Below are 12,251 nucleotides of genomic sequence, written 5' to 3'. Positions count from 1 at the left end.
ACCGGCGCATCCTCCGTGGGAGAACTCCGACATGGCCTCGATTCGCGCGTTCCTCCGCAGCCTGCAGCGCTTGCTCGGCTTGGGCAGCCCTGAGCCCGAAGCGCATCCGGCACCAGGCCCCGGGACGCAGGAACCCGATGTCGACGCCTTCAGGCCGGCGCCGGGCCCGACGACAAAGGCGATGCCGCAGCTCGTTGCCCTTTCCGGCGAGTTTCCGACCCGAGGCGACGGCGGCACCAATGCCTATTTCACCCTGGCCATGGTCCAGACCTTCGCGGGCCTCAGCCCCGCTTTCGGCGCGCCGCGCGCGGAAGGGCAGGTCCTGCAGCTCAGCAATCCGCCGAGCAATCAAGCTCTGTTCTCGGTGTTCGGAACCTCGTTCGGCGGCGACGCGATCAGGACGTTCGGCATTCCCAATCTCGTCGGCCGGGCCGCGATCGGCGAGCCGCAGCAGGTCGGAAGCTTCGGGCAGGGCACTTTGGGCCTGACGTGGCTGATCTCGACCGGACCCTCGACGCTCGCACCGGAACCGGGCACGCTCGCCATGTTCGGCGGCAATTACGCGCCGGACGGCTGGGCTTTTTGCGACGGCAGCACGCTGGCGGTCGCTCAGTGGGTCCCGCTCTATGAAGCGATCGGCACGGCCTTCGGCGGCAGCGCCGGGCTCGACTTCATGCTGCCCGATCTCAATGGCGCCGCCCCGGTCGGCGCGGGTCAGGGCCCGGGCCGGGCACCGGTGGCGCTCGGCCAGCAGATCGCCGGGCCGATACCGGGTCTCGGCGTCAATTATCTGATTTCGATCGAAGGGCCCGTTCCGCCGAGCTCCGGTTCAGGAGCCTTTCCCGACACCGGCCAGTTTCTCGGCCAAATCATCGCTTATGGCGGCGCGCAGGTGCCTGCGGGCTGGGCGCTTTGCGACGGCTCGCTGTGGCAAGTCTCGGCCAACGAGCCGCTCTTCGATCTGATCGGCACCATCTATGGCGGCGACGGAAAGACCAGTTTCGCGCTTCCGGACCTTCGCGGCCTGATGGTGACCGGGCTGGCGAGCTAAACAAGGGGGCGGTCAGCCGAAAACGCGCGCGAAGATCGTGTCGACGTGTTTGTAGTGATAATCGAGGTCGAAATTGGCCTCGATCTCGGCGGGCGGGAGCAAAGCGGTGACCTCCGGGTCGTCCTTGAGCAGCTCCAGCAGCGACAATCGCCCGTCCGATTCCCAGACCTTCATCGCGTTGCGCTGGACGAGGCGGTAGGAATCCTCGCGACTGGCGCCGGCTTGGGTCAGCGCAAGCAGGACGCGCTGGGAGTGGACGAGGCCGCCCATCCGGTCGAGATTCTTCTGCATGCGCTCGGGATAGACGAGCAATTTGTCGACCACGCCGGTGAGGCGGGCGAGCGCGAAATCGAGGGTGATCGTGGAGTCCGGGCCGATGAAGCGCTCGACCGAGGAGTGGCTGATGTCGCGCTCGTGCCACAAGGCGACGTTTTCGAGCGCCGGAGTCACCGCGGCGCGGACCATCCGCGCGAGGCCCGTCAGATTCTCGGTCAGCACAGGGTTGCGCTTGTGCGGCATCGCGCTGCTGCCCTTCTGGCCCGGCGCGAAATATTCCTCGGCCTCCAGCACCTCGGTCCGCTGCAAATGCCGGATCTCGGTCGCCAGCCGCTCGACCGAGGAGGCGATCACGCCGAGGGTCGCGAAGAACATCGCGTGACGATCGCGCGGGATCACTTGGGTCGAGACGGGTTCGACGGTCAGGCCCATTTTCCGAGCGACATAGGCCTCAACCCTGGGATCGATGTTGGCGAAGGTGCCGACCGCGCCGGAGATGGCGCAGGTGGCGATGTCGGCTCGCGCCGCGAGCAGACGGGCGCGATTGCGGGCGAACTCGGCATAGGCCTGCGCGAGCTTGAGGCCGAAGGTGACGGGCTCGGCATGGATGCCGTGGCTGCGGCCGATCGTCGGCGTCAGCTTGTGCTCGAACGCGCGCCGCTTCAGCACTTCGAGCAGCGCGTCGAGATCCGCGATCAATATGTCGGCGGCGCGCGACAGCTGCACCGCGAGGCAGGTGTCGAGCACGTCGGAGCTGGTCATCCCCTGGTGCATGAAGCGCGCCTGCTCGCCGACCTGATCCGCGACCCAGGTGAGGAAGGCGATCACGTCGTGCCTGGTGACCGCCTCGATCGCGTCGATCGCCGGCACGTCGATCGCCGGATCGGTCGCCCACCAGTCCCAAAGCGCCTTTGCCGCCTCCTTCGGCACCACGCCGAGTTCCGCCAGAGCGTCGGTCGCGTGCGCCTCGATTTCGAACCAGATGCGGAAACGCGCCTCCGGTTCCCAAAGGGCGGTCATCGCGGGGCGGGCGTAGCGGGGAACCATGAGGCCGCCTAGCAACCGCGCCGGGGACGCGCAACTTGACGGACCGAGGCCCCGTCAGGCAAGCCTTCGATATGATCGCACTCGGCTTCCTCCTCCTCGCTGCCCAGCCCGCTCCGGCGCAAACGCTCGCGCCCGAGCTTCAGCCTCTCGCCTTTCTCGTCGGCTCCTGCTGGCGCACGACCATGGGAAACGGTCACGTGACCGACACCCATTGCTTCACCAGCATGTACGGCGGGCGGTTCGTGAGAGACCGCCATCGCCTGACGGGCGCCGATTATGCGGGAGAGACGATCTATCGCTGGGATTCGGGCGCGCGCCAGATCCGGTTCGACTATTACCAGTCGCAAGGGCTGATCATCCGCGGGACGGCCGCGCCCGCCCCGCAGGGACTCGCCTTCGAGCTAAGCATTCCCCTGGCGGACCCGCCGACGCAGATGCGGGGCACCTGGACGCGCGACGGTGACGATGCCTATGTCGTCAGCCAGGAAATTCGCAGCGGCGACAGCTGGCGGCCGGTGGCCGAACGGCCGAGGTTCGTTCGGGTCTCCGCAGCACCGGCCGACTAGATCAGGCCGAGTCCTTTCAGGCTCGAATGGCCGGATGCGGCGATGATCACATGGTCGTGGAGCGTGACGTTGAGGTTGCGGCCGGCGGCGGCGAGGTCGCGGGTCAGCCGGATATCCTGCTGGCTCGGCGAGGGGTCGCCCGACGGATGGTTGTGGACGACGATGATCGCGGTGGCGTGAAGGTCGAGAGCGCGGCGCATGATTTCGCGGATGTAGACCGCCGATTCGTCGACCGAGCCTTCCCACATCGTCTCGTTGGCGATCAGCACGTTCTTCGAATTGAGAAACAGCACGCGCACCCGCTCGATCGGCTCATGCGCCATGTCGGCGCGCAGGTAATCGAGCAGGGCCTGCCACGAGCCGAGCACCGGCCGCTCCTTGATCTGCTCCTCGAGCAGCCTCAGCGACGCGGCCTGGACGATCTTGAGCGCGGCGACGGTCGTCTCGCCGAGCTTGCCGACCCGCTCGAGCGCATGCGGATCGGCGGCGAGCAGCCCGCCGAAGCCGCCGAACTGGGCGATCAGCCGCTTGGCGATCGGCTTGGTGTCCATCCGCTTGATCGACAGGCCGAGCAGATATTCGACGATCTCATGGTCGAGCAAAGCATCCGGTCCGCCCACGAACAGGCGCTGGCGGAGGCGTGCGCGGTGTCCCGCGCCGTCGATCGAGGCGTCGTCGGCCATCGGCAATGGATTAAAACGGGCCGTCCGGTTAGGCAAACGGCGTGGATGAAGCGACTGAAGTGGTGCGGAAGCGGCGCTGGCCGCGGAGGCTCGGCATCGCCCTGCTCGGGCTGGCGCTTCTCCTCGTCCTCGCCTTCGCCATCGTCTGGCCGATGCGTGAGGACCTCGCCACCCGCTATATCGAGGCCGAGTTGCGCGCCCGCGGCGTGCGCGCGACCTACGAGATCAGGCGGATCGGGCTCGGCACTCAAATCTTCGAAAATCTCGCGCTCGGCGACCCGCGCCGTCCCGATCTCACCGCCCGGCGAGTCGAGGTGCAGGTGCTCATCGGGCTCACAGGGCCGCGGATCGGCCTGATCACCGCGCGAGGGGTGCGCCTGCACGGCCGGATCGAGAACGGGCGGCTTACGCTCGGCGAAGTCGATAAGCTGCTTCCGCCGCCGAGCGGGCAGCCATTCCGCCTGCCCGACCAGCGTCTCGACCTGAAAGACGCGGCGCTTGATCTCGCCACGCCCGCCGGGCGGCTCGCCATCGGCTTTGCCGGCCGGGGCAATCTGGCGGACGGTTTCATCGGCGGCATTGCGCTCGCCTCCCGCGAGCTTCGTCTGGGCACGTGCAGGCTGGACGGCCTCGTCGCCCGCCTCCGCCTGCGCGTCGAGAACGAGCGGCCGCAGGTGAACGGACCGGCCGCAATCCGGCGACTCGCTTGCGGCGGCGGCTTCACCGCCGAGCGGCCGCTCTTCGCGCTGGGCGCGCAGCTCTCGCCGGCCCTGGACCGCTGGCGCGGCATTGCCGCGACCCGCATCGCCAACCTGCGCGCGGGCACGCAGATCGTCGCAGGCATTGAAGGTCGAGTTGGCTTCGACGGGACGGCCGACCGGACCCGCGGCGATTTCTCGATCGACACCGGTGCCGCAGCACTGGGCATGCTGCGAAGCACGAGCGCCGCCGTCGCCGGACGCTACGATCTCGCCGCCCGCCGCAACCAGTTCGCGATGGAGGCCACCCTCGCCGTCCACGGGCTGCGGGTGGCCGAGCCGGCGCTGGCCTCGATCACCTCCGGGCTGCGTGGGGCGCGCGGCACGCCGCTCGGCCCGATTGGCGAGGCGCTCGCTCGGGCCGTGCTGAATGCAGGGCGCGGCGGCGCCGAGGGTGAAGCCCTTCTCCTGCTGGATACGGGTTCAGGCGGCGGCTCGTTGCGGCTGGCGTCGATCGACGTTGCGAGTCGCAGCGGCGCGCGCCTGACCGCCCCGGGCGGCGCGGCGTTGAGCTATGCCTGGCCGAGCGGGGCGCTACAGCTGGACCGCGACTTCACTCTGACCGGCGGAGGATTCCCCGACACGAGACTGGCGTTCGCCGGCGGCTCCGATGGCGTGGTGATCGGCGCGGGGCAAATCGCCCCAATGTCCGCTGGCGGCGCGCGGCTGGCGTTGGGCGAAATTGCGTTCACCACCGGCGGCGGGACCACCACCTTCCGAACCACCGCGCTCGTCGACGGGCCGCTCGGGGATGGCCGCGTCCGTGGCCTCAGGCTTCCGCTGACCGGGCGATTTGGACGCGGCGGCTTCGCTCTCGGCGAGCGCTGCGTTACCGCCTCTTTCCAGGCCTTGCAGCTCCAAGGGCTGGCGATAGGCCCGAGCCGCCTGCCGATCTGCCCCACCGGCCGCGCGCTGCTGTGGAGCGATGGCGGCGGCATCCATTTCGGGGCGGAGCTCCGGGGGCCTCGCCTCGCCGGGCGTATGGGCGGCGTCCCGATCGCGCTCGCCGCCAGCCGGTTTCGGATCGACGCGGGCGGCTTTGCCGCGGCGGGCCTGACCGTGCGCGCCGGCTGGATCATGCGCATAAGCCGTTTCGAGGCCGCCAGCCTCACCGGGCGCTTCGTCCCTGGCGGCATGGCGGGGCGCTTCGCCGGCCTTTCCGGCGCGCTGGCGGGCGTTGCGATCGAGGTTCGCGAAGCGCAGGGCGATTGGCGGCTGCGCGGCGGGACCCTCTCCGCGAACGGCCGGCTCGCGGCTCTCGACACGGCGGAGCCGCTTCGCTTCCATCCGCTGCGCAGCGACGACGTGCGCCTGACCCTCGCGGGCAACCGGCTCCATGTGACGGGGACCCTGGCCCATCCCCAAAGCGGTACGCGCGTTGCTTTGGCCACGATCGACCACGATCTCGCCAGCGGCGCCGGGCGGGCCCTGCTCGACGTGTCCGATCTGCGCTTCACGCCGCAATTCCAGCCCGAGGCGCTCACCCCCTACACCGTCGGCGTCGTCGCCCTGGTGGATGGCAGCGTCTCCGGACAGGGACGGATCGAATGGGATTCGCGCGGCTCGCGCAGCTCCGGCCAATTCTCGACGTCGAACATGAACCTGGCGGCGCCGTTCGGGCCGGTGGAGGGGCTGTCGACGACGATCGATTTCACCGACCTGCTCGGCCTCGCCAGCGCCCCCCACCAGGAGGCGCGGGTGCGCCTGATTCAGCCGGGCATCGATGTCTATGACGGCGTGGTCCGCTACCAGCTCCAGCCGAACTACCATGTAGCGGTCGAGAGCGGGCGCTGGCCGTTCGCCGGCGGCACGCTCACGCTGGAGCCGACGATCCTCGATTTCAGCCGCGAATCGACCAAGAACCTCACCTTCCGGGTCGAGGGGCTCGACGCGGCGCGCTTCATCCAGCAGATGGAATTCAGCAACATTGCCGCCACCGGCACGTTCGACGGAATCGTCCCCATGCAGTTCAGCCAGGCGGGCGGACGGATCGTGGGCGGCCACCTCGTCGCCCGGCCCGAGGGCGGCACCCTCTCCTATGTCGGCGAGCTCTCCGACCGCGATCTCGGCCCCTACGGCATCCTCGCCTTCGATGCGCTGAAGTCGATGCGCTACAGCAGGCTCGATCTGACCATGGACGGCGCGCTCGACGGGGAGTTCATCACCCACGTCAATCTCGACGGCATCGCCCGCGACGTCGCCGGCACGCGCGAGCCCGCGGGCGGGATCAGGGCGATGGTCGTCGGTCGGGTGCTCGGCCAGCTCGCGCGAATCCCGTTCCACTTCAATATCCGCATCCAGGGCCGCTTCCGCGCCTTGCTCGCAACGGCGCGCTCGTTCGAGGATCCGAGCGAACTGATCCGCGCCGCGCTCCCGCAGCTTCTTGAAACACAGCCTGACAACAACGTTCAGCCTCACGAAAGCGAGCCTCAGCCATGATCCTGCCAAGCTTGACGAACCGGGCCCGCGATGCGAGCCGGAAAGGAATGAAGCGGATCGGAGGAGGATTGTCGGTGATCGCCGCGGCGGCCGGGCTTGGCGGGTGCGTCAACGTCTCAGCGCCGGAGCGGCCGATCGAGATCAACCTCAACATTACCATCCGCCAGGAAGTCGTGGTCAGGCTCCAGCGCGACGCGCAGGAGCTGATCCAGAACAACCCGGGAGTATTCTGATGAACCGCCGAACCAAATTGCTGATCGCCGCCGGCATCGGCATCGCCGTGGTCGCGGTAACGCGCGCCTACGCCATGCAGGACGCCGCCGGGCAGCTGCGCGCCTCGGGCCAGGTCGGCGAGCAGTCCGACGGCTATCTCGGCCTCGTCGGCGCCGCGCCGGCCGACGTCCGCGCGCAAATGGAGCAGGTCAACATCCAGCGACGCGCGGCCTATACCCAGCTCGCCACCCAGCGCGGGGCGACGATCGAGGAGGTCGCGGCGGCCACCGCCTGCCAGCTCTTCTCCGGCCGAGTCGGCCCCGGCCAATATTACCGCCTGCCCGACGGCGTCTGGCGCCAGCGCAACGGCAACGAGCCGGTGCCTCGGCCGAGCCATTGCGGGTGAGTGAATCCCTTTCCTCCCTGTGAGCGTAGCTCATGGGGAGGGGGACCATGCGACGCATGGTGGACGGGCCATCGGCGCCTGAAGCCCCTCCACCGCACTTCGTGCGGTCCCCCTCCCCATCCGCTGTGCGGACAGGGAGGAAAGTTCAATCGGCGGCGCGAACCGCGAACGCCTCGCGATATTCCGGCTTGATGAGTGCGAGCAGCTCCACCGTCACCGGGAAGGCGAAATCGTAGGGTCCTTCCGCCCAGCTTCCGGCCACATAGGGATTGAGCAAAGCGTAGAAGCTGTCGATCCGCCCGCCCGGCCCGAGTTTCAAGGTGATCGGCTGCTGCGCCGGGACCGGACATTCGGCGCCCGATTCGTCTGTGCCGCGCCGCTCGCCCATCTCTTGGCGGAGCGCGGCGCAGAAGCCGTTCTGGACGAGCGGCCACGCGCGCGAGGGATCGGTGAACAGATCGGCGAGCGCGATCCGCCGGCCCCGGCGGCGGTCGATCAGGATCGTCTTGAACTCGATCCCCCCGTGCGCCCCGCCGGTATAATGCTGGATCGAGCCCGACGCCGCGACCAGATCGGGCGCGGCGGCGTCGATCGACCATAGGCCCGAATAGCTTAGCGGGAAGATCTCGGCGCCCGCCTGCTCGCGTTCCCGCACCCAATCCCGCGCGATCCCGGCGATCCAGCTTTCGGCGCGCCGCGCCTCCTCCCTCATAATCGCTTCGAGCGCCGGCACAGTACGGATCTCAGCATCGTAGGCGAGGGCGAAGGCGTAGCCGCGAGTCAGCCGGCCGATGCACAGCGATCCGGGCGGCCGCGCCGACGCCATGTCGCCGAGCGGACAGGACGGGTCCTGCGGCGGGTCCTGGGCCAAGGCAGCGGCGGGGAGGAGCAATCCGGCGAGGGCCAGGAAGGCGCGTGACAGCATCGTAAATCCTAGCGGCTTTCGAAGGCTGGGCGGTAGGCTGCGGCGACGGCGGTCAGGTCGGAAGCCTCGAACGGCACATCGACAACGAACGAGCCGTCGGCATAGGAGGCCGCGACATAGGGCGCGATGAGCACGTGCAGCGCGTCGAAGCGACCGTCATGATCGGCGTCGGAGAAGGCGAGGACCCGCTCCGCGAGCGGCGGACAGCGCTCCGGCGGCTCGCCGCCGTGCCGGGCGACCATCGCCGCCAGCGCGCTGCAATAGCGCGCGTTCATTCCGGTCAGCGCCGCCGCGCCTAGCACGGCTGCGACGGACGTCCGCCGGCCCCGAACGCGGTCCCAGATCAGGGAATCGAAATCGCGGTTCGGATGGGCGCCGTTCTGATCGGTGCGATTGTCGGCGGTGAGGCTCAGCAACCGGCCATTGCTTGCCTCGACGCTCCAGACCTTGTCGAACATCTCCTGATGGAAAGCGACCTGCGCTTCGCGTGAGACTTCGCGCGTCTCCCGCGCATTTGCCAGTGCCTCGGCGCGCGCCCTTGCCATCTGGCGCCGCAGCTCGGCGCGCAGGGCAGGAATGGCCTTCGCCTCCGCCGGCCAGGCGTAGTGGAAGCTGAGCAGGGGGGTGTCTTCGCGGCGCTCGAATGCCCCCGGCTGAGCAGCGAGCAGAAAGACCAGAAGGGCGATCATCCCGCCACCATAACCGCCCCCGCGCCACCGCCAAAGCCCGACCGATGCTGCACCGCGGCGAAGTGTTGACTTGGCCCCGGCCCCTTCCTAAAGGAACCGCGCCTTGGCGGGCTCGTTCGCCGGCATGTCCCTCGCCCTCGCCGCCTGAGCTTTCGAGCGCGCGGCCGCATAGGAAAGAACGGCATGGCGGAAAACGAACCCTGGCAGGACCCGATGTCTCCCCAGGATGCGCGGCTGGCCTCGCTCGACGAGCGGCTCGCCCAAGCGCAGGCAGAGGAGGCGGCGAGGACCCGCCCGATGAAAAGGCGCGCACGGGCAAAGGGGCAGGCCGAGCTCGGCCGAATCCTGTCGGTGTTGGTCAGCTACCCGCTGGGGAGCGCGCTGATCGGCTACGTGATCGACCGCGTGGCGGGAACGCGCGGGATCTGGGTCGCGATGCTGTTCGTCGGCTTCGCTACGGCCATGTGGGAAGTGTGGAAACTGTCGAAGCAAAGCCCGAAGGGCTGAGGGAAGCATAAGAGTGGCGGCCGAGAGCAAGATAGATCCTATGCATCAATTCCAGATCAGCCCGCTCGCGGGCAATCTGGACGGCAGCCCGTTCGTCTTCACCAACAGCGCGCTGTGGATGTTCGTCATTCTCGCGCTCGTCTGGCTGTTCATGCTCGGCGGGATGAAGCGCGCGCTCGTTCCGGGGCGCTGGCAGGCGATGGTCGAAGGCGTCACGGGCTTCGTCGCCGGAATGCTGGAGACGAGCGTCGGCCCCGAAGGACGCAAATACGTCCCCTGGGTCTTCACCATCTTCATGTTCATCCTGTTCGCCAACCTGCTGGGGCTGATGCCTTTCGCCCTGGTCGGCGCCCAGCCCTTCACGGTCACGAGCCAGTTCACCGTCACCGGAGTGATGGCGATCATCAGCTTCTCGATCGTCCTGATCACCGGCTTCTGGCGGCACGGCTTTCATTTCTTCTCGCTGTTCGTGCCGCACGGCACGCCCTTCATCCTCAAGCTGCTGATCGTTCCGATCGAGTTCGTCTCGTTCATGGTGCGCCCGTTCAGCCTCGCGCTTCGACTGTTCGTGGCGATGATCGCCGGCCATATCCTCGTCGAGGTGTTCGGAAGCTTCGTCGTCAGCGGAATCAACGCGGGCGGCGTGGCAGGCCCGGCGATCAGCCTGCTGTCGTTCGTTTTCATCGTCGGCGTGATGGCGCTGGAGGTGCTGGTCTGCGCCATCCAGGCCTATGTCTTCGCTCTTCTGACCTCGCTCTACATCAACGACGCGGTCAACCTTCACTAATCTATTCAAGCGTTTACCCAAGGAGAATATCATGGACCTCGCATCTGCAAAAGTGATCGGCGCCGGCCTCGCGGCGATCGGCGTCGGCGCCGCCGCCATCGGCGTCGGCAACGTGTTCGGCTCGTTCCTCGAGAGCGCGATCCGCAATCCGGCCGCCGCCGACGGCCAGCAGGGCCGCCTGTTCATCGGCTTCGCGGCCGCCGAGCTCCTCGGCCTGATCGCGTTCGCCGTGGCGATGATCATCCTCTACGCCCAGTAAGAACCGAGAGGGGACAGTTGTCCGCGACTGTCCCCGGATAAGGGCCGATGCCTCAGATCAACCAGCTCGCGCTCGTCGCCTACTCGCAGTTCTTCTGGCTGCTGGTGGTGCTCGCGCTCATCTATTTCGGCATCGGCCACGCCATGCTGCCGAAGATCCAGTCGACCGTCGATTCGCGCGACAAGCGGATCGCCGACGATCTCGCCGCCGCTCAGGCCGCGCGTACCGCGGCCGACGAGACGGAAGCGGCCTATCGCGCGCGAATGGATTCGAGCCGCGCCGAGGCGCTGAAGGTCGCCGCCGCCGCGAAGCAGTCGAGCGCGCAGGCGACCGAGGAGCGGATCCGTTCCGCCAACGGCGAGATCGAGGCCAGGGTCGATGCGGCGGAGCAGCGCATCCGCGCGGCCACCGACGCCGCTCTGGCGGATATCGAAAGCGTGGCGGCGGAAGCGGCACAGGATATGGTCAAGCGTCTGGCCGGCGTTTCGGTCGGCGCTTCAGAGGCGGCGCGGGCCGTGAAGGCGGCACTTTCCCATGGCGCTTAATTCCCAGGACACCCATGTCGCCGCGCCTCCGGGCGACGGCGGCAATGTCGAGCATGTCGGGGCGCCCGAGCATCATCCCGAGCCGACGGCCTTCGGTCTCGACGCGCCGCAGTGGATCGCGCTGGCGATGGTCGCGGTTCTCGCCATCCTCATCTGGAAGCGAGTCCCGGCGCTGATCGGCGCCGCGCTCGACCGCAAGATCGCCGGAATCCGCGAGCAGCTCGACGAGGCCGCGCAGCTGCGCTCCGAGGCCGAGGCGCTGAAGGCAGAATATGAGGCGAAGTCGGCCCAGGCCGACGCCGAGGCCGTGACCATGATCGAGCGCGCCCGCGGCGAAGCCGACGCCATCGTCAGGCAGGCCGAGGCCGACGCCGCCTCCCTGGTCGAGCGCCGCGCGCGCATGGCCGAGGACAAGATCGCCGCCGCCGAGCGCGCCGCGATCGAGGAGGTCCGCGCCACCGCCGCCCGCGCCGCGACCGCGGCGGCGGAGTCGCTGATCCGGGAGAAGGTGGACGCCAAAGCCGACAAGGCGATGGTCGACGCGGCGATCGCGGAATTGGGCAAGCGCTAGATGCTCCCCGGCGAAGGCGGGGGTCCAGGCCCGGCGTGAGCCGGGGGTTAGGACGAGCGCGCAAGCGGGGATCTCAGCAAGGGTCCGCTTCCTCGTCTAGCCTCGCTGCAGACTTGCAAAAAAAGCCTTCGGCTCCTGGGCCCCGGCCTTCGCCGGGGAACCGCATCGTGCGAGCCCCATCATTCGAGACGAGCTTTCGGCGCCCGCTTCGCCCAGGCCCATTGTAGCGTCCGCTCCAGCCATTCGTCCGACACCGCATCCAGCCGCACCAAGGTCGACCCGCTCCGGCCCCACGCACCGGTCGCTGGCGTGAACGCCTCCGGTTCCGCCTCCATCGCCAGTTCCTGTTGCTCGGGCAGCAGCATCACCGCGCCGGTGCCCTTGCCCGGCGCGTGGAGCGTGGCGAAGATCCTGCCGCCAACCCGGAAATCGGGGTGGTTCATGTGCGCCTTCTCCTCCGCGCCTGGGAAGGAGAGAGCGATCCGCCGGAAATCGTCCGCGCTGGCCATGGGCTGAGGCTATCATGCGC

At 68.5% G+C, this 12,251-nt stretch carries 15 protein-coding genes; 10 read left to right on the top strand and 5 right to left on the bottom strand.

The features are described from left to right. Positions 1 to 31: 31 nt before the first annotated feature. The gene (locus E6G92_07695; GenBank protein ID TMJ19644.1) at positions 32 to 1,051 is read left to right on the top strand and encodes a tail fiber protein; all 1,020 of its coding nucleotides are present in this window, start codon (positions 32 to 34) and stop codon (positions 1,049 to 1,051) included. Between the two features lie 12 nt (positions 1,052 to 1,063). Here E6G92_07695 and E6G92_07690 read toward each other — a convergent pair whose 3' ends face one another. Then, entirely contained in the window at positions 1,064 to 2,374 is a 1,311-nt protein-coding gene (locus E6G92_07690; GenBank protein TMJ19643.1) for an adenylosuccinate lyase, read from the bottom strand. Between the two features lie 71 nt (positions 2,375 to 2,445). On the opposite strand from E6G92_07690, the gene E6G92_07685 reads away from it, so the two are divergent. After that, positions 2,446 to 2,940, top strand: a complete 495-nt coding sequence (locus tag E6G92_07685) for a hypothetical protein (GenBank protein TMJ19642.1) — start codon at positions 2,446 to 2,448, stop codon at positions 2,938 to 2,940. Here E6G92_07685 and radC read toward each other — a convergent pair. Further along, the gene (radC, locus tag E6G92_07680; GenBank protein TMJ19641.1) at positions 2,937 to 3,623 is read right to left on the bottom strand and encodes a DNA repair protein RadC; all 687 of its coding nucleotides are present in this window, start codon (positions 3,621 to 3,623) and stop codon (positions 2,937 to 2,939) included. The genes E6G92_07685 and radC overlap by 4 nt on opposite strands. A gap of 41 nt (positions 3,624 to 3,664) precedes the next feature. Here radC and E6G92_07675 point away from each other — a divergent pair, with 41 nt between their 5' ends. Genes E6G92_07675 through E6G92_07665 form a run of 3 tightly spaced genes read left to right on the top strand, consistent with a single transcriptional unit; the run spans position 3,665 to position 7,439 of the window. After that, the gene (locus E6G92_07675; protein TMJ19640.1) at positions 3,665 to 6,820 is read left to right on the top strand and encodes a hypothetical protein; all 3,156 of its coding nucleotides are present in this window, start codon (positions 3,665 to 3,667) and stop codon (positions 6,818 to 6,820) included. Between the two features lie 47 nt (positions 6,821 to 6,867). Then, on the top strand, positions 6,868 to 7,053 hold the full coding sequence (locus tag E6G92_07670; protein ID TMJ19639.1) for a YnbE family lipoprotein: 186 nt from the start codon (positions 6,868 to 6,870) through the stop codon (positions 7,051 to 7,053). After that, the gene (locus E6G92_07665; protein ID TMJ19638.1) at positions 7,053 to 7,439 is read left to right on the top strand and encodes a DUF1318 domain-containing protein; all 387 of its coding nucleotides are present in this window, start codon (positions 7,053 to 7,055) and stop codon (positions 7,437 to 7,439) included. Before E6G92_07670 ends, E6G92_07665 begins: the two co-directional genes overlap by 1 nt. A gap of 145 nt (positions 7,440 to 7,584) precedes the next feature. On the opposite strand, the gene E6G92_07660 is transcribed toward E6G92_07665, so the two are convergent. Together E6G92_07660 and E6G92_07655 are read right to left on the bottom strand one after the other, a co-directional pair. Beyond that, positions 7,585 to 8,364: a hypothetical protein gene (locus E6G92_07660; protein TMJ19637.1), complete on the bottom strand. Its 780-nt coding sequence runs from the start codon at positions 8,362 to 8,364 to the stop codon at positions 7,585 to 7,587. Positions 8,365 to 8,372: 8 nt separating this feature from the next. Then, positions 8,373 to 9,053 carry a hypothetical protein gene (locus tag E6G92_07655; protein ID TMJ19636.1) on the bottom strand — a complete coding sequence of 227 codons (681 nt, stop codon included), beginning with the start codon at positions 9,051 to 9,053 and terminating at the stop codon, positions 8,373 to 8,375. 183 nt (positions 9,054 to 9,236) lie between these two features. On the opposite strand from E6G92_07655, the gene E6G92_07650 reads away from it, so the two are divergent. Genes E6G92_07650 through E6G92_07630 form a run of 5 tightly spaced genes read left to right on the top strand, consistent with a single transcriptional unit; the run spans position 9,237 to position 11,722 of the window. Next, positions 9,237 to 9,560 (top strand): AtpZ/AtpI family protein, encoded by a 324-nt coding sequence (locus E6G92_07650; GenBank protein TMJ19635.1) that lies wholly within the window; start codon positions 9,237 to 9,239, stop codon positions 9,558 to 9,560. Between the two features lie 13 nt (positions 9,561 to 9,573). Beyond that, positions 9,574 to 10,347 carry a F0F1 ATP synthase subunit A gene (locus tag E6G92_07645; GenBank protein ID TMJ19634.1) on the top strand — a complete coding sequence of 258 codons (774 nt, stop codon included), beginning with the start codon at positions 9,574 to 9,576 and terminating at the stop codon, positions 10,345 to 10,347. A gap of 31 nt (positions 10,348 to 10,378) precedes the next feature. Then, a complete protein-coding gene (locus E6G92_07640; protein TMJ19633.1) occupies positions 10,379 to 10,606 on the top strand; it encodes a F0F1 ATP synthase subunit C in 228 nt (75 codons plus the stop codon). A 47-nt stretch (positions 10,607 to 10,653) separates the two neighbouring features. Beyond that, on the top strand, positions 10,654 to 11,151 hold the full coding sequence (locus E6G92_07635; GenBank protein ID TMJ19632.1) for an ATPase: 498 nt from the start codon (positions 10,654 to 10,656) through the stop codon (positions 11,149 to 11,151). Beyond that, positions 11,141 to 11,722, top strand: coding sequence for a F0F1 ATP synthase subunit B (locus tag E6G92_07630; protein ID TMJ19631.1), 582 nt, complete (start codon positions 11,141 to 11,143; stop codon positions 11,720 to 11,722). The genes E6G92_07635 and E6G92_07630 overlap by 11 nt, the downstream gene beginning before the upstream one ends. Before the next feature lie 179 nt (positions 11,723 to 11,901). On the opposite strand, the gene E6G92_07625 is transcribed toward E6G92_07630, so the two are convergent. Beyond that, the gene (locus E6G92_07625; GenBank protein TMJ19630.1) at positions 11,902 to 12,231 is read right to left on the bottom strand and encodes an MmcQ/YjbR family DNA-binding protein; all 330 of its coding nucleotides are present in this window, start codon (positions 12,229 to 12,231) and stop codon (positions 11,902 to 11,904) included. Positions 12,232 to 12,251 lie beyond the last annotated feature (20 nt).

Source organism: Alphaproteobacteria bacterium (assembly GCA_005883305.1).
In the GTDB taxonomy this organism is placed as follows: Bacteria; Pseudomonadota; Alphaproteobacteria; order Sphingomonadales; family Sphingomonadaceae; genus Allosphingosinicella.
This window is presented reverse-complemented; position numbering and strand designations above follow the sequence as displayed.